Raw genomic sequence first — 15,437 nt, forward strand, 5'->3', positions numbered from 1 at the left:
TGCTGGGACCGGGGCTCTTGCCGTTGCGGGGCTACGGTTTCCGCAGGAACAACCGGCCCTGGCGGTAGGGCCGCTCCCCCTCGACGTGCTCGCGGTACAGCCGGCCCACCTCCGCGAGCCCCGCCTCGGCGGCGATCGAAGCCAGTGCGTCCAGCGGCCACACGTACGCCGTCGTGACCTTGTGGTCGAACTCCGCCACCGGGCCGTCGCCGGACTCGAAGAACCCCAACAGAACGTGACCGCCGGGCGCCAACGTCCGGGTGAATTCGGCGAAATACCTCGGCACCTCCGCCGGCGGCGTGTGGATCACCGAGTACCACGACAGGATCCCCGCGAGCGACGCGTCCGGCACGTCCAGTGCCGCCATCGACCCCACCTCGAAGCGCAGGTCCGGAGAAGCCGCGCGCGCCAGCGAAATCATCGCCGTCGACACGTCGACGCCGAACGCGTCGACGCCCAGGGACCGCAGGTGCGCCGTCAGGTGACCCGGCCCGCAACCGAGGTCCGCGACCGGGCCGCGGCCGCGCACGTAGTCGGCGAACGCCGTCCACGCGGCGCGGTCGAGCGGGTCGCCGTCCCAGATGTCGCGGACGAACTCGGCGTACTGGTCGGCGACCGCGTCGTAGGCTGCCGTCACGGCTTGCGGCCGAGGCCGCAGATGTGGCCGACGAACGCCGGGTCGTTCGCGAGCTTCTTCGTCGCCTTGGACTCCATCTCCTCCGGGTGCCACTCCGGCAGGTACACGATGCCCGGCTCGACGAGCTCCAGGCCGTCGAAGAACGTCGTGAACTCCTCGCGCGACCGCAGGTGCAGCGGCGTGCTCGACTTGTTGTACTGCGCCATGATCGACTCGCGGCTCTCGGAGTCGGCCATGTTCTCGAGGCCGTCGCTCGTCAGGTGCGAGGACAGGAAGTACGAGCCGGACGGCAGCAGCGACAGGTACTTCTGGATGGTCTGGGCCACCGGCTCGTCTTCGCCGAGGAAGTACAGGACGCCGACCATGATCAGGCCGATCGGGCGGTTCGGGTCGAGGACGCCGGTGTCGAGCGCGCGCTTCCAGATGTCGGCCGGGTCGCGCAGGTCGCCCTGCAGCACCGCGTGCCGGTCGGCGACGCCCTCCTTCTCCAGCAGGATCTGCGAGTGCGCCACCGCGACCGGCTCGTTGTCGACGTACACGCACCGCGCGTTCGGGTTGACCGCCGCGGCGACTTCGTGGACGTTGCCGACCGTCGGCACGCCGGATCCGAGGTCGAGGAACTGGTCGATGCCGTTGCGGGCCAGGTACCGGACGCCGCGGCCGAGGAAGTCGCGGCCGACGCGGGCCACGGTCTTGATCATCGGGAACGTCTTGACCGCCTGCTCGCCGAACTGCCGGTCGATGGCCCAGTTGGCGTCGCCGCCGAGGAACCAGTCGTAGATGCGGGCCGCGTTCGGCCGCTCGAGGTCGACGCCTTCGGGGGCCTCGGGATCCTGCGTGGTCATGTCCATCCTCCAGGCTTGCGGCCGACACCGCCGACCACGCTCGCGAGGGGGACCGTGGCGGCGCCGGGCTCGGGACGCCACTCTCCCACAGGCACGATTCCCGGCTCGACCACCTCGAAGTTACCGAAGAACGCGGCGATCTCGTCGAGCGTCCGGGAAACCGCGGGCGAGCTCGACCGCTCGGACAGCTTCACGAGCTTCCGGATCTGCTCCAGCTCCTCGCCTTCGACGCCGGACTCGGTCGCGTGCGAAAGGACGTACGCCGACCCGGGCGCCAGCAGCGTCCGGTAGTCGCGGATGGCTTCGCGGACGCCGGTGACGTCCGGCAGGAAGTGCAGCACGGCGACGCTGAGCAGGCAGATCGGCCGGTCCGGGTCGAGGACGCCGGTGGCCAGCGCGGCGTCCCACACCTCTTCGGCGTCGCGCAGGTCGGCGTACAGGACGGCGTGGCGCTCCGGGTCGCCTTCCTCGTCGAGCAGGATCCGGCCGTGCGCGACGGCCACCGGCTCGTTGTCGACGTAGACGCAGCGGCTGTCGTCGGCGTACTCGTCGGCCACCTCGTGGACGTTGCCGGCGGTCGGGATGCCGGAGCCGAGGTCGAGGAACTGCGTGATGCCCTCGGAAAGGCAGTAGCGCACGGCCCGGCCGAGGAAGTCGCGGTTGGCGCGCGCCAGGGTCTTCGCCAGCGGGAACGCTTCCACGGCCAGCTCGCCGTACTGCCGGTCGATCGCCCAGTTCGCGGTGCCGCCGAGTGCCCAGTCGTAGATCCTCGCCACGTTCGGCCGCTCGAGGTCGACGGCGTCGGGGAGGAAGTCGGGGTCCACGATGTCCCCTTCGGGCGAAACTTCCGGTGGATTCCAGCGCAACAGACAGACTCTACCGAAAGTTGTTCACCGGCCGGGATACCTCAGACGACCGTTCGCCCTATTGGAGCTGCTGCATCTGGGCGCGGTAACCCTCCGCGAGCTCCTTGAGGAACTGCCGGGTTTCCTGCCGCTCCAGCGCCGCTCCACGCAGCCGGTCCCACGAGTCGACGAAGATGTTGAAGTCCTTGACGTCGTCGAGGTACAGCCCGCCCGCGGAGTGCTCGATGTAGACGAAGTCCCGGGTGCGGTCCGGGAACCGCATGATCGTGAAGTCGTTGGGCACCGCCGCCAGCCGCGCCCCGAACGGCAGCACGTGCACGTAGACCCGCGGGTGCTTCTCGAGCGAGAGCAGGTGCTCGACCTGGTCGAGCATCACCGCGGGCGCGTACCCGCCCGGTGCCCGGCGCAGCGCGCCTTCGCTGATGATGAAGCGGTAGTAGGGCGGCTGCTGCTGCTCGAACACGGCCTTGCGGTCGAGGCGGTTGCGCACCAGCGACGTCACGTCCGTCGCGCCGGCCTCGGTGAACTGCTTGAGCATGTAGTGCTCGGACTGCAACGGGCCCGGGATGCGCTCGCCGTGCCAGGTGAGGATCTCCGCGGCCGCGGGTTCCAGGTCGGTGAAGGTGCGGAACCAGTGCGGCACCACCGAGCGGTAGCCGGACCAGTGGCCGCGCTGCCCGGCGGCGGCCCGCGCCAGGTTCATCAGCGTGTCGGCCTCTTCGCCGTTGATCCCGAACGCGTTCAGCATCGATCGCACATCCCCGAGCTTCACCCCGACGGCACCGGACTCGATCTTGTTGACCTTGCCCTGGGTGCAGCCGAGGACCTCGGCGACCTGCTGCTGTGTCATCCGCGCCGCGGTGCGGGCATGCCGGAGCTCGTTGCCGAGCTGCTTCCGGCGCGAGGTGACGGTGCTGGCCATCGCCCTGCTCTCCCGGACCACTACCAAGCGACGACGGCCACCGGCCGCCGTCGCACGCGAACTATCGAACCCACCCAGGTTAGTGCTTCACCTTGCGGATCTCGATGATGACACCGCGCAGCGTTCCAGGAAACGGCGCAGAATGCCAGTCACCTGCGCAATCACTCGCCTGGACCAGCGAAATTCCGAATTATTCGGCCAACCGGCGGAGCCCCTTCTCGGGCATAGTGACCCCGTGACCGATCGTTCACCCTCCGCCGCCGCCGTCACCCGGCTGGCCGACCAGGTCCACGGCTACGTCCAGCCGGACGGCTCCTGGTACATCAACAACTGCGGTGTCGTCGACGCCGGCGACCACACCGTCCTCATCGACACGTGCTCGACCGAGCGCCGCACGCGCGCGCTGCTCGCCGCGGTCGAGGCCGCCACCGGCAGCCCGGTGACGACGCTGGTGAACACCCACCACCACGGCGACCACACCAACGGCAACTACCTGGTCGAGGGTGCGACGGTGATCGGCCACCGCAAGACGCGGGAGCTGATGGCCGCCGAGGGCATCCAGACGTACGAGGGCGTCTTCGTCGGCAACGACTGGGGCGAGCTGCGGTCGCGGCCGCCGGAGGTCGTGTTCGACGACCGGCTGACCGTGCACGCCGGCGACGTCACGCTCGAGCTGATCCACCCCGGCCACGCGGCCCACACGACCAACGACGTCCTGGTCTGGCTGCCGGAGCAGCGCGTGCTCTACGCCGGTGACCTGGTGTTCCACGGCGGCAGCCCGTTCGCGCTGATGGGCTCGGTGGCCGGCTGGCGCAAGGGTCTCGACGTCATCCGGGAGCTGTCGCCGGAGGTGATCCTGCCCGGTCACGGTGGCCCCTGCGGGCTGGACGTGGTGGACACCGTGGACGCGTACCTGGCGTTCGTCCAGCGGACGGCCGAGCGCGGGAAGGCCGCCGGGCTGTCGCCGCTGGAGGTGGCGAAGGAGACCGACCTCGGGGAGTTCTCGACGCTGTCCGAGCAGGAGCGGCTGCCGGGCAACCTGCACCGGGCGTACGCCGAGCTGGACGGCGCCGAATGGGGCGCCCGGATCGACCTGGTCGCGGCGATCACCGACATGCTCGCGTTCAACAAGGGCCCGATCCGCTGCTTCTCCTGAACTAGGTGAGCTGCTCCGCCGTGGCCTCCCATGAGGCGTCGATCGGACTACTGTCTGAATCGAGAGAGACTTCGAGAGGATTCGGATGAGCAAGAAGGCGAGCATCGGGGTCACCGGCCTGGCGGTCATGGGCCGCAACCTGGCCCGCAACCTGGCCCGGCACGGGCACACGGTGGCCCTGCACAACCGGTCCGAGGAGCGGACCCGCGCGCTGGTGGAGCAGTTCGGCGACGAGGGCGACTTCATCCCGGCGTACTCCGCGCAGGCGTTCGTCGACGCGCTGGAGCGACCGCGGCAGGTCGTGATCATGGTCAAGGCGGGCGCCCCGACGGACGCCGTCATCGAGGAGTTCGCGCCGCTGCTCGAAGAGGGCGACGTCATCATCGACGCCGGCAACGCGCACTTCGCCGACACGCGCCGCCGCGAGAAGGCGCTGCGCGAGCGTGGGCTGCACTTCGTCGGCAGCGGCGTCTCGGGCGGCGAGGAAGGCGCGCTGCACGGGCCGAGCATCATGCCCGGCGGTTCGAAGGAGTCGTACGAGTCGCTCGGTCCGCTGTTCGAGGACATCTCGGCGAAGGTCGACGGCGAGCCGTGCTGCACGCACATCGGCGCGGACGGCGCCGGCCACTTCGTCAAGATGGTGCACAACGGCATCGAGTACGCCGACATGCAGCTGATCGCGGAGTCGTTCGACCTGCTGCGGCACGCGGGCGGCTACTCCCCCGCCGAGATCGCCGACGTGTTCCGCACGTGGAACACCGGGCGGCTCGACTCCTACCTGATCGAGATCACGGCCGAGGTGCTGGCGCACGTCGACCAGGCGTCCGGCAAGCCGTTCGTCGACATCGTCGAGGACGCCGCCGAGCAGAAGGGCACCGGCCGCTGGACCGTGCAGATCGGGCTCGACCTCGGGGTCCCGATCTCGGGCATCGCCGAAGCCGTCTTCGCACGTTCGCTGTCCGGCTCGAAGCCGCTGCGCGCGGCGGCCCGAGGGCTGGGCGGTCCGTCGGCGTCGCCGCTGTCGGGCTCGGCGCTGGACCGCTTCGCCGACGACGTCGAGCAGGCGCTGTACGCGTCGAAGGTCGTCGCGTACGCGCAGGGCTTCAACCAGATCCAGGCCGGCGCGACCGAGTACGGCTGGGACATCGACCTGGGCAAGGTCGCCTCGATCTGGCGCGGCGGCTGCATCATCCGCGCGAAGTTCCTGAACGACATCACCTCGGCCTACGCCGAGGAGCCCGCGCTGCCGACGCTGCTGACGTCGGGCGGCTTCCGCAAGGCGGTCGAGGACGCGCAGGACTCGTGGCGCTCGGTGATCTCGACAGCGGTCAAGCTCGGCATCCCGACGCCGGGCTTCTCGACGGCGCTGGCGTACTACGACGGCCTGCGCGCGGACCGCCTGCCGGCCGCGCTGGTCCAGGGCCAGCGCGACTTCTTCGGCGCGCACACGTACCGCCGCGTCGACCGCGAAGGCTCGTTCCACACGGCCTGGGCCGCCGACGGCCGCCCGGAGTCCGACGCCTGACGAAGCGCCGCTCTGACCGGGTAGACCCCCTGGTCCTGCCCGGTCAGAGCAGCGTCACCAGCAGCAGCGCGAGCAGCGCGGCCGCCACCAGGAGTCTCACTGCCCCCGGGCGGCGAGGATTTCCGCCAGCACCTCCAGGATCTTCGCCTCGGCCTTGTCCTTCTCGACGCCGAGGCCGTCGAGCACCTCGAAGCCGGTGCCCTCGCGCTGTTCCAGCAGCGCCAGGAGCATGTGCTCGGTGCCGATGTAGTTGTGCCCGAGCCGCAGGCCCTCGCGCATGGTGAGTTCGAGGGTCTTCTTGGCGGCCCCGGAGAACGGCACCACGTTCGGCACCGGGTCGACCGGCTCCGGCAACCGCGCTTCGGCGGCTTCGCGGACGGCTTCCAGCGAAACGCCCTGGGCCAGGATCGCCCCGGCCGCCAGCGCGGCGGGCTCGGTCAGCAGGCCCAGCACGATGTGCACGGTGTCGATCTCCGGGCTGGCGTGGTCTACGGCCGCCTTCTGGGCCTCCACGACGACGTGCCGCGCCCGGTCGGTGTAGCGGCCGTAGACGCGCTCGATGGCGCCGCTCGGGTCGCCGCCCGGATCGACCTTGGGCACGAACCGCTTCTGCGCGGCCTGCTTGGTCACGCCCATGCTGGCGCCGATGTCGGTCCAGGACGCCCCGGACCGCCGGGCCTGGTCCACGAAGTGACCGATCAGGTGGTCGGCCACTTCGCCGAGGTGCTGGCCCACGTAGACGGCGTCGGTCAGCTGGGCGAGGGCGTCCTTTTCGTTGTTGCTCTTGATCGCGCTGATGAGGTCGTCGAGCTTGATGTTGGTCGGAAGGGTCATGCCGTCAACTGTAGGTTGACGCTCAGCACGCGTCAACCGCCGGTTGACGATCTCAGGCGAACGGCAGCCCGACGTAGTTCTCGGCCAGGCTGGCCGCCGCCGCGCGCGACGACGTCGTGTAGCGCAATTGCGACAGCTGCAGCTGCCGGGCGAAGCCGTCGGCGTGCGGGTCGGTGTGCAGCATCGTCGTCATGAACCAGGAGAAGTGCTCGGCCCGCCACACCCGGCGCAAGCACGTGTCCGAATAGGCCGCGGCCAGGGATTCGTCCCCGCGCAGCAACGCTTCGAGGGCCCGCGACAGCACCCGGACGTCGGCGATCGCCAGGTTCATGCCCTTCGCGCCGGTCGGCGGGACGATGTGCGCCGCGTCGCCCGCGAGGAACAGGCGGCCGTGGCGCAGCGGTTCCGCGACGAAGCTGCGCATCGGCGTGATGCCCTTGTCGAGGATCGGGCCTTCCCGGAGCGTGAAGCCGCCTTCGACCTCCAGGCGGGCCGTCAGCTCGGCCCAGATCCGGTCGTCGGACCAGGCGTCGAGGGATTCGGCGGGGTCGACCTGCAGGTACAGCCGCGTGATCTCCGGGGTCCGCATGCTGTGCAGGGCGAACCCGCGCTCGTGGTGGACGTAGATCAGTTCGTGGTGCGACGGCGGCGTCCGCGCCAGGATTCCCAGCCAGGCGAACGGGTATTCGCGCTCGTACACCGTCAGGTGGTCCGAAATGGACGGACGACAGACGCCGTGGAAGCCGTCGCAGCCCGCCACGGCGTCGCATTCGATGGTCTGCGGCACGCCTTCGGAGTCCCGGTAGCGCACGACCGGCCGCTCGGTGTCCACATCGGACAGAGCGACGTCGGAAACCTCGTAGGAGATCGGCCGGCCGCGTGCCTCGTGGGCGTCGATCAGGTCCTTGACGATCTCCTGCTGCCCGTACACGGTGATGCGCCGGCCGGTCAGCTCGGTCAGCGCGATCCGGTGGTCGGCGCGGTCGAACCGCAGCGACAGGCCCTCGTGCGGCATGCCCTCCGCGGCCAGCCGGTCGCCGAGCCCCAGCGACGTCAGCAGTTCGACGGTCGGCTGTTCGCACACGCCGGCGCGCACGCGCTGCCGGACGTACTCGCGGTCGCGGGCTTCCAGGACCACGCAGTCGATCCCGGCTTCGTGCAGGAGGAAGGACAGCAGCAGCCCGGCCGGGCCGGCGCCGATGACCGCGACCTGGGTGCGCATCACGCCACTCGCGTCTTCAGGTGCGCCTTCAGGTCGAACGCGCTCGCTTCGAGGTCCGCGTACGCGGGCTTCGGCTCGGCGGTGAACAGCCGCCGCGCGGCGATGTGGTCGGCCGGCCGGTTCACCGACTCGACGGCGATGAGGACGTCGTCGCGGAAGGACAGCACCGAGAACTTGCCCGCGGCCCGGTCGCCCGCGACGACCGTCTTGTCGGCGCCGGAGAGGATGCCGGCGATCTGCAGCTTCGCGCCCGACTGGTCGGTCCAGAACCACGGCAGGCTCGCGTACGGCTCGGGCGCGCCGGTGATCGCCGCGGCCACGCAGCGGGCCTGGTCGACGGCGTTCTGCACGGACTCCAGCCGGGTCGCCGCGCCCGCGTGCACGCACGGGAAGTTGGCGCAGTCGCCGATCGCGAAGATCTTCGGGTCCTCGGTGCGCAGGTGGGCGTCGACGACGACGCCGTTGGCCACGGGAAGGCCGGCTTCCCCGGCGAGCGTCGTCTCCGGCACGACGCCGACGGCGACCACGACCAGGTCGGCGGGCAGCCGGCTGCCGTCGGAGAGCTCGACCTCGCGCACTCGCGAGTCGCCGTGCAGCGCCGAGACGCCCTGGCCGAGCAGCACCGTGTGGCCGGCTTCGCGGTGCAGCGCGGCGAAGTAGGCGGAGATCTCCGGCGTCGCGACGCGGTTGAGCAGCCGGTCCTGCGCCTCGACGATAGTCACCGGGCGGCCGGCGTGCGAGGCGAACTCCAGCCCGATGAATCCGCCGCCGACCACGACGACGTTTTCGGCCGCGAGCAGGGACTCCCGGAGCCGGTCGGCGTCGTCGCGGGTGCGCAGGGTCAGCACGCCCGGCAGGTCCGCGCCGGGCACGGGCAGCGTCCGGTTGCGCGCGCCGGTGGCGAGGACGAGGTGGTCGTAGGCCAGTTCGGTGCCGTCTTCGAGACGGACTCGCGAGGCCGCGCGATCGATCGCGGCGACCCGGCCGGCGACCAGCTCGATGTCCTTCTCGGCGAAGAAGTCCTCGCCGCGCAGGTGCAGCTGCTCCAGCCCGGCGGTTCCGGCCAGGTAGGCCTTCGACAGCGGCGGCCGCTGGTACGGCACGCCCGGCTCGTCCCCGATCAGCACGACCCGGCCGGCGAAGCCGCGGTCCCGCAGCGACGCGACGGCCTGGAACCCGCTCTGCCCCGCCCCGACGACGAGGACCGTGTTCTCTGCACCCATGCCTGCCATCCGATCACACGAGCCTCAAGCCGTCGAGGAGTTGCCCGAGGACCGCAGGGCCCGCGGCGCCCCGAGCACCCGCGAGATGCCGCGCGCCGCGGCGCGGACGGCCGGGACCAGCGTCCGCGGGTCCGTCCCCTCGGCCGGGACGACCACGGAGATCGCCGCGACGACCTCGTCCGTGGCGTCGTGGACCGGGGCCGCCACGGACAGGGAGACCAGTTCGATCTGGCCGTCGCTGATCGCGTAGCCGTCGCGGCGGACGTCGGCCAGGACGCGCCGCAGCTGCCCGGCCGAGGTGACCGTCTTCGGCGTGAACGCCTTCAACGCCCCGGCCAGGACCTCTTCCTGTGCCTCGGCCGGGGCGTGTGCGAGCAGCACCTGGCCGACGCCGGTGGCGTGCGCGGGCAGCCGGCCGCCGACGCGGGTCAGGACGTTGACCGCGCCGCGGCCGGAGATGCGCTCGACGTAGACGACCTCCGGCCCGTCGAGGACCGCGAGCTGCACGTTCTGGTGTGTGGCCTCGTAGAGGTCCTCGAGGAACGGCATCGCGCTCTCCCGCAGCTCGGCGCCGTGCGGGGCGAGCGACGCGACTTCCCACAGCCAGAGCCCGACGCGGTAGCCGCCCGCCTCGTCGCGGACGAGCGCGCCGCGCCGGGTCAGTTCGCCGGCGATCCGGTGGGTCGTCGACAGGGGCAGCCCGGCGCGGCGGCCGAGTTCGGACAGCGTGAGCCGCGGCCGGTCGGCCGTGAACGCGCCCAGCAGGTCGAGGACGCGGTCCACGACCGACGGCGGCCGCTTCGCGCTGTGTCTCACAGGTCTTCGTCGTCGCCCGGCAGCAGCGGCCGCATGAACGTCCGGCGGTACCGGACCACGCAGCCGCTCTCCTCGCGGATCTTGTCGGCCTCGATGAAGTCCGGGTCGACGCCGAACAGCGTCCGGTAGCGCTCGTACGCGGCGAGGCTCTCGAAGCTGAACAGCGCGCGGGCTTCGTCGCTCGCGCCCTCCGACGGCAGGAAGTAGCCGTGGTGGATGCCGCCTTCGCGCTGCACCAGCCGCATCCAGGCGGCGGCGAAGCGTTCGAAGTCGGGCAGCTTCGCGGGGTCGATGACGTAGTCGACGACGCAGGTGATCACTTGCCGCCCCAGACCCGGTCGGCCGTGGCCACGATCAGCTCCAGCTTCCGGAGCTGGTCGTCCGCGGTGAGGTCGTTGCCCTCCTCGGTCGAGGAGAACCCGCACTGCGGCGACAGGCAGAGCTGGTCGATGTCCACGTACCGCGACGCCTCTTCGATCCGCCGCACCAGGACGTCCGGGTCCTCCAGCTCGGGCCGCTTGGTCGTGACCAGGCCGAGGACGACCTTCTTGTCCTTGGGCACGAACCGCAGCGGTTCGAAGCCGCCGGAGCGTTCGTCGTCGAACTCCAGGAAGAACCCGTCGACGGCCAGGTCGCCGAACAGCGCCTCGGCGACGAATTCGTAGCTGCCGGAAGCGACCCACGACGAGCGGAAGTTGCCGCGGCACAGGTGGGTCGTGACCGCCAGCCCCTCGGGGCGGCCCTCCAGCGCCGCGTTCAGCGTCGCGATGTTGCGCAGGTGCTGGCGGTCCGGGTCGCCGCCCATCCGCGCGACGAGCTCCCGCTGCGCCGGGTCGTTGAGGTAGGCGAGGCTGGTGTCGTCGAGCTGCAGGTACCGGCAGCCGAGGCCGGCCATCGCGGCGATCTGCGCCCGGTAGGCCGCGCTGAGGTCGGTGTAGAACTCCTCGAGGTCCGGGTAGACGCTCTCGCTGACCGCCGCCCGGCCGCCGCGGTAGTAGACCATGCTCGGCGACGGGATGGTCAGCTTCGGCGTCACGCCGGGGTCCACATGGGACTTGAGGAACTCGAAGTGCTCGGCGAAGATCGGCTCGTCCAGCCGGACCTTGCCGTCGACCTGCAGGCCGGGCGGGCTGAACTCGAGGTCGCCCGCCAGGTTGTGGAACTTGACGTGCAGCCGCTCGTCGCTCTTCGAGATCCCGCCGAGCGCGTAGATGAAGTCCATGTGCCAGGAGGCACGCCGGAATTCGCCGTCGGTGGCCGAGCTCAGCCCGGCCGCCTTCTGCATCTTGATGACGTCGCGGATCGCGTCGTCCTCGACCGCGCGGAGCTGCTCCACGCCGATCTCGCCGCTTTCGCGCCGCCGCCGCGCGTCACGCAGTACCGGGGGCCGCAGGAGGCTCCCGACGTGATCGGCGCGAAACGGCGGGCCCACCTGGGAAATACCGCCCGAAGTCATGCACCGATGGTCACACATCCGGGACCGTTCCGCCGCCCCCCGAAACAAGATCATGACGTCCGGGTCTTGCCACCGTCACGCGCGACGCGTTGGCTGTCCCCCGGTGAAAGGGGCCTGTGCATGACGAAACACCCGGTCGACGAAGTCCTGCCCGCCGGGCGGCTGGCGCTGCTCGGGCTGCAGCACATGTCGATCATGTACGCCGGTTCGGTCGCGGTTCCGCTGATCGTCGGCAGCGCGCTGAAGCTGGACCCGGCGACGATCGGGCTGCTGGTGAACGCCGACCTGCTGGTGGCGGGCATCGCGACGCTGATCCAGTCCGTCGGCATCGGCAAGCTGCTGGGCATCCGGCTGCCGGTGGTGGCGGGTGCGACGTTCAGCGTCGTGAACCCGATGATCCTGATCGCGTCCCAGTACGGCCTGCCGGCGGTCTACGGCGCGATGCTGGCGTCCGGCGTGTTCGGGCTGCTGATCGCCAAGCCGTTCGCGAAGCTGATCCGGTTCTTCCCGCCGCTGGTCACCGGGACGCTGTTGCTCGTCATCGGCGTCTCGCTGCTCGGCCCGGGCGCGGGGCTGATCGCGGGCAACGATCCCACCGCATCCGACTACGCCGCCCTGTCGCACATCCTGCTCGCGTTCGGCGTGCTGGCGCTGCTGATCCTGTTCACGCGGGTGCTGCGCGGGTTCGCCAACCAGATCGGGCCGCTGCTGGCGCTGGCGATCGGGCTGGTGGTCGCGATCCCGATGGGGCTGGTGCACTGGGACGGCCTGGGCGCGGCGAGCTGGTTCGGGCTCGCGTCGCCGTTCCACTTCGGGGCGCCGACGTTCCCGGTCGCCGCGGTGCTCTCGATGTGCGTGGTCATGCTGGTGACATTCACCGAGTCGACCGCCGACATGATCGCCGTCGGCGAGATCACCGGGCGGCCGCCGACGGACTCCGACCTCGCGCGCGGCCTGGCCACCGACGGCTTCTCGGCCGTGCTCGGCGGCGTCATGAACTCCTTCCCCGACACGGCGTTCGCGCAGAACGTCGGGCTGGTGCGGATGACCGGCGTGCGCAGCCGCTGGGTGGTCGCGGTGACCGGCGGGATCCTGGTGCTGATGGGCCTGGTGCCGAAGATCGGCGCGTTCATCGCGGCGATCCCGCAGCCGGTGGTCGGCGGGGTCGCGGTCGTGATGTTCGCGATGGTCGCCGCGGTGGGCGCGCAGAACCTGCGCAAGGTCGAGTTTTCCGGCAACCACAACACGTTCATCGTCGCGGTCGCCCTCGGCGTCGGCCTGCTGCCGGCGTTCGCGCCGAAGATCTTCCAGCACTTCCCCGCGTGGCTGCAGACGATCTGCGGCAGCTCGATCACGGTGGCGGCGGTGCTGGCGTTCGCGTTGAACCTGCTGTTCAACCACCTCGGCCGGCGTTCGGAGCCGGATCTGCTCGAAGCGCCGTGAGCAGCCGTTCGACGAGCTTGCCGCCGGTGCCCGGTTCGACCGGGCGCCGGAACAGCACGCGCAGGTAGAGCGGGGCGAGGACGAAGTCGAGGATGTCGTCGACCGTCGGCACGTCCTCGCCGCGCGCCGCGGCCCTGTCGAGCGTCGCCTGCAGGTCTTCACCGCGGGCCCTGAGGTATTCGATCGGCTGCTTGTCCGGGGCCAGGGTGGCGACGAGCGCGCGCAGCAGGATCTGGCCGCGCGGGTCGCACATCGCGCGTTCGACCCCTTCGGCCCAGCCGAGCAGATCGCCGCGCAGTGTGCCGGTGTCCGGGATCGGCGACGTCGCGCGCAGACGCGTCACGGCGGCGTCGAGCAGCAGCTGCTCGCGGCTGCCCCAGCGCCGGTAGACGCTCGTCGGGTTCACGCCCGCCCGCTCGGCGATCTTCGGGATGGCCGCGTTGATCTCCCCGATGGCGAGCAGTTCGACGACGGCGTCGTGCACCGCGTCACGGACGCGGGCACTGCGGCCGCCGGGTCGGGTCATGGGTACACCTTAAAGCAAACTCGCTTGCTTTTGCAGCTCGGCTTTGGCTATCGTTAAGGCAAATGGATTGGCTTTAAGGAGACTTCGATGGCCCGCAAGATGACCCGCGACGAACGTGAAGAGTTCCTCGCCCGGCCGCAGGTCGGCGTGCTCAGCGTCGCCGCCGAGCCCGGCCGGGCCCCGCTGACCACACCGATCTGGTACCGCTACGAGCCGGGCGGTGATGTCGTGGTGATGACGTCACCGGGCTCGCGCAAGAACCGGCTGATCGAGGCGGCCGGCCGGTTCGCGCTGTGCGTCCAGCAGCAGGACGGCATGTACAAGTACGTGTCGGTCGAGGGTCCGGTGGTGAAGACGTGGCCGATGACCAAGGCCGAGCGGCACGAGATGGCGGCCCGCTACCTGCCCCCGGGCGTCAGCGAGGCCTACACCGACGCGATGGACGGCGCCCACGGGAACAACATCGCGATCGTGATGCGCCCGGAGCGCTGGAACACGTCGGACTTCAGCGACGTCGCGGAGCAGCTGTCCTGATCACCAGCAGATGATCAGGATGCACGACGGCTTCGGCTTCGGCGTCGTCGTGTGGGGCGGCGGCACCTGGCCGCCGGAAGGGGGTGTCGTGGTGATGACCGGGCTGGACGGGTCGCCGCCGGTGGTCGGCGGGGTGGTCGTCGTCGTGGCGGGATCCGTGCTGCTCTCGGTGCTCGGGTCGCGGCCCGGCACCTCGGTGACGGTCTCGCGGGGCACCCCGGAGCCGGGGACGACGTCGCCGCCGCCCGTGCCGCCCTCGGGCGGGGAGTCCGTGGCCTGGTCGGCGCCACCGAGGCCGGTGGTGCGCTGGGGGAAGGGGATGACCTGGATCTGGTCGACGGGGGACGCGTCCTGCGTGCCCTTGCCGCCGAGGCCGACCAGCACCGCCGCGGCGCCGCAGCCGATGACGACGGCGAGCATCACCGCGAGCACCCGCCACCGCGACTGCCCCGGTCCTGAACGCTCGCCCCAGCCCTCGCGCACGAGCAGCTCGGCGACCGATACCTCGTCGTTCACCCCGACAGACCTTCCCGAGAGGCCTTTCGGCCGACATCGTGGCCGTATTTTTACCGCACAAGACCCCCGAACGGGTGAGATTCTGGCAAAAACTCGTCACGTAACGAAAACCTTGACTGTGGGTGACATTCCACAGCGGATTCACAGCTGCGGTTCGGCATGCTCCCAGCATGACCGGCGAAGCTCAGACCATGCTGCTGAAAGCCGATCGGCCGGTCCCCCGGATCGCCGTACCGCGCCGCAGCCTGCCGAAGCTCGTCCCGGGCCCGAAGTCGACCCCGTTCACCTTCGGCTACCTCGTCGTCCTGCTCGGCACGACGCTGCTGCTGAAGTTCGCCGACCCGCAGCTGACCGCCCACCTGCTCCAGCTGTCCAGCACCGACGCCCACAACCTGTGGCGGCGGCCGTTGACCTCGCTGCTGACCAGCGCCCTGTGGCTGTCCGACGAGGGCTGGCTCGCCTACGTCGTGATCTTCGCGATCGCCGTCGCGCCGCTGGAACGCCGGTTCGGCGCCCGCCGCACGGCGATCGTGTTCTTCTCCGGCCACGTGCTGGCCACGCTTGTCACCGAGTTGCCGGTGATGGCCCTGATCAGCGCCCACGTGCTGCCGAACTCGGCGGGGCACTGGCTCGACATCGGGGTCAGCTACGGCTTCTTCACCACGGCCGGCGCGCTCGTCTTCCTGCTGCGCGGCCGCGCGCGGCCGGTCGCGCTGGCCGTCATGGAGGCGTTCATCGCGGTGATCTGGCTGAGCGACGACCCGCTGACGCTCGACTCGGTCGTCACGCTGCTCGGCCACGCGTTCGCCGCGCACTTCGGCCTGGCGTTCTGGGGGCCGCGCCTGCGTGGCGCTTCCGCAGGCCGGGCCGGGATTCCGGCGGGTAGGCAGGCGCCGGAGTCGGTGGTGTAATCGAC

The 15,437-nt window shown here is 70.7% G+C and carries 17 protein-coding genes; 5 read left to right on the forward strand and 12 right to left on the reverse strand.

The window, feature by feature from the left end:
• Positions 1-31: 31 nt before the first annotated feature.
• From AB0J40_RS33420 to AB0J40_RS33435, 4 genes are all read right to left on the reverse strand, one after another.
• Entirely contained in the window at positions 32-637 is a 606-nt protein-coding gene (locus AB0J40_RS33420) for a class I SAM-dependent methyltransferase (RefSeq protein WP_364461090.1), read from the reverse strand.
• Positions 634-1,482, reverse strand: a complete 849-nt coding sequence (locus tag AB0J40_RS33425) for an SAM-dependent methyltransferase (RefSeq protein WP_364461093.1) — start codon at positions 1,480-1,482, stop codon at positions 634-636. The genes AB0J40_RS33420 and AB0J40_RS33425 overlap by 4 nt, the downstream gene beginning before the upstream one ends.
• Positions 1,479-2,306 carry an SAM-dependent methyltransferase gene (locus AB0J40_RS33430; protein WP_364461096.1) on the reverse strand — a complete coding sequence of 276 codons (828 nt, stop codon included), beginning with the start codon at positions 2,304-2,306 and terminating at the stop codon, positions 1,479-1,481. The genes AB0J40_RS33425 and AB0J40_RS33430 overlap by 4 nt, the downstream gene beginning before the upstream one ends.
• Positions 2,307-2,406: 100 nt before the next feature.
• Positions 2,407-3,270 carry a helix-turn-helix transcriptional regulator gene (locus AB0J40_RS33435; protein WP_013222333.1) on the reverse strand — a complete coding sequence of 288 codons (864 nt, stop codon included), beginning with the start codon at positions 3,268-3,270 and terminating at the stop codon, positions 2,407-2,409.
• A 235-nt stretch (positions 3,271-3,505) separates the two neighbouring features.
• On the opposite strand from AB0J40_RS33435, the gene AB0J40_RS33440 reads away from it, so the two are divergent.
• Both AB0J40_RS33440 and gndA read left to right on the forward strand, forming a co-directional pair.
• Positions 3,506-4,426, forward strand: coding sequence for an MBL fold metallo-hydrolase (locus AB0J40_RS33440; protein WP_364461099.1), 921 nt, complete (start codon positions 3,506-3,508; stop codon positions 4,424-4,426).
• Between the two features lie 85 nt (positions 4,427-4,511).
• Complete coding sequence (gene gndA / locus AB0J40_RS33445) at positions 4,512-5,951, forward strand: NADP-dependent phosphogluconate dehydrogenase (protein ID WP_364461101.1); 1,440 nt, start codon at positions 4,512-4,514, stop codon at positions 5,949-5,951.
• 96 nt (positions 5,952-6,047) lie between these two features.
• On the opposite strand, the gene AB0J40_RS33450 is transcribed toward gndA, so the two are convergent.
• The 6 genes from AB0J40_RS33450 to AB0J40_RS33475 are packed head-to-tail and all read right to left on the reverse strand — an operon-like array spanning position 6,048 to position 11,502.
• Entirely contained in the window at positions 6,048-6,785 is a 738-nt protein-coding gene (locus AB0J40_RS33450) for a Clp protease N-terminal domain-containing protein (RefSeq protein ID WP_364461104.1), read from the reverse strand.
• A 52-nt stretch (positions 6,786-6,837) separates the two neighbouring features.
• Positions 6,838-8,010: a 4-hydroxybenzoate 3-monooxygenase gene (locus AB0J40_RS33455; protein ID WP_364461106.1), complete on the reverse strand. Its 1,173-nt coding sequence runs from the start codon at positions 8,008-8,010 to the stop codon at positions 6,838-6,840.
• Entirely contained in the window at positions 8,007-9,230 is a 1,224-nt protein-coding gene (locus AB0J40_RS33460; RefSeq protein WP_364461109.1) for an FAD-dependent oxidoreductase, read from the reverse strand. Before AB0J40_RS33460 ends, AB0J40_RS33455 begins: the two co-directional genes overlap by 4 nt.
• Before the next feature lie 24 nt (positions 9,231-9,254).
• Positions 9,255-10,046 carry an IclR family transcriptional regulator gene (locus tag AB0J40_RS33465; RefSeq protein ID WP_364461112.1) on the reverse strand — a complete coding sequence of 264 codons (792 nt, stop codon included), beginning with the start codon at positions 10,044-10,046 and terminating at the stop codon, positions 9,255-9,257.
• Positions 10,043-10,366 (reverse strand): NIPSNAP family protein, encoded by a 324-nt coding sequence (locus AB0J40_RS33470; protein ID WP_364461115.1) that lies wholly within the window; start codon positions 10,364-10,366, stop codon positions 10,043-10,045. Before AB0J40_RS33470 ends, AB0J40_RS33465 begins: the two co-directional genes overlap by 4 nt.
• On the reverse strand, positions 10,363-11,502 hold the full coding sequence (locus AB0J40_RS33475; protein WP_364461118.1) for a 5-methyltetrahydropteroyltriglutamate--homocysteine S-methyltransferase: 1,140 nt from the start codon (positions 11,500-11,502) through the stop codon (positions 10,363-10,365). Before AB0J40_RS33475 ends, AB0J40_RS33470 begins: the two co-directional genes overlap by 4 nt.
• A gap of 120 nt (positions 11,503-11,622) precedes the next feature.
• Here AB0J40_RS33475 and AB0J40_RS33480 point away from each other — a divergent pair, with 120 nt between their 5' ends.
• On the forward strand, positions 11,623-12,945 hold the full coding sequence (locus AB0J40_RS33480; protein WP_364461121.1) for a nucleobase:cation symporter-2 family protein: 1,323 nt from the start codon (positions 11,623-11,625) through the stop codon (positions 12,943-12,945).
• Here the strand turns inward: AB0J40_RS33480 and AB0J40_RS33485 are convergent.
• A complete protein-coding gene (locus tag AB0J40_RS33485; RefSeq protein WP_364461124.1) occupies positions 12,896-13,471 on the reverse strand; it encodes a TetR/AcrR family transcriptional regulator in 576 nt (191 codons plus the stop codon). The genes AB0J40_RS33480 and AB0J40_RS33485 overlap by 50 nt on opposite strands.
• A gap of 87 nt (positions 13,472-13,558) precedes the next feature.
• On the opposite strand from AB0J40_RS33485, the gene AB0J40_RS33490 reads away from it, so the two are divergent.
• On the forward strand, positions 13,559-14,005 hold the full coding sequence (locus AB0J40_RS33490; RefSeq protein ID WP_364461127.1) for a pyridoxamine 5'-phosphate oxidase family protein: 447 nt from the start codon (positions 13,559-13,561) through the stop codon (positions 14,003-14,005).
• Here the strand turns inward: AB0J40_RS33490 and AB0J40_RS33495 are convergent, their stop codons facing one another.
• Entirely contained in the window at positions 14,006-14,521 is a 516-nt protein-coding gene (locus AB0J40_RS33495) for a hypothetical protein (protein WP_364461130.1), read from the reverse strand. It lies immediately after the preceding gene.
• A 170-nt stretch (positions 14,522-14,691) separates the two neighbouring features.
• On the opposite strand from AB0J40_RS33495, the gene AB0J40_RS33500 reads away from it, so the two are divergent.
• Complete coding sequence (locus tag AB0J40_RS33500; protein WP_364461133.1) at positions 14,692-15,432, forward strand: rhomboid-like protein; 741 nt, start codon at positions 14,692-14,694, stop codon at positions 15,430-15,432.
• The last annotated feature ends 5 nt before the right edge of the window (positions 15,433-15,437 follow it).

Origin of the sequence: Amycolatopsis sp. NPDC049691 (assembly GCF_040675005.1) — a bacterium.
Lineage (GTDB): Bacteria > Actinomycetota > Actinomycetes > Mycobacteriales > Pseudonocardiaceae > Amycolatopsis.

Coding starts and splice junctions, on each gene's coding strand:
- AB0J40_RS33425 (WP_364461093.1), bottom strand. CDS start 1,482: ATGACCACGCAGGATCCCGAGGCCCCCGAAGGCGTCGACCTCGAGCGG.
- AB0J40_RS33435 (WP_013222333.1), bottom strand. CDS start 3,270: ATGGCCAGCACCGTCACCTCGCGCCGGAAGCAGCTCGGCAACGAGCTC.
- gndA (WP_364461101.1), top strand. CDS start 4,512: ATGAGCAAGAAGGCGAGCATCGGGGTCACCGGCCTGGCGGTCATGGGC.
- AB0J40_RS33450 (WP_364461104.1), bottom strand. CDS start 6,785: ATGACCCTTCCGACCAACATCAAGCTCGACGACCTCATCAGCGCGATC.
- AB0J40_RS33460 (WP_364461109.1), bottom strand. CDS start 9,230: ATGGGTGCAGAGAACACGGTCCTCGTCGTCGGGGCGGGGCAGAGCGGG.
- AB0J40_RS33475 (WP_364461118.1), bottom strand. CDS start 11,502: ATGACTTCGGGCGGTATTTCCCAGGTGGGCCCGCCGTTTCGCGCCGAT.
- AB0J40_RS33480 (WP_364461121.1), top strand. CDS start 11,623: ATGACGAAACACCCGGTCGACGAAGTCCTGCCCGCCGGGCGGCTGGCG.
- AB0J40_RS33485 (WP_364461124.1), bottom strand. CDS start 13,471: ATGACCCGACCCGGCGGCCGCAGTGCCCGCGTCCGTGACGCGGTGCAC.
- AB0J40_RS33490 (WP_364461127.1), top strand. CDS start 13,559: ATGGCCCGCAAGATGACCCGCGACGAACGTGAAGAGTTCCTCGCCCGG.
- AB0J40_RS33500 (WP_364461133.1), top strand. CDS start 14,692: ATGACCGGCGAAGCTCAGACCATGCTGCTGAAAGCCGATCGGCCGGTC.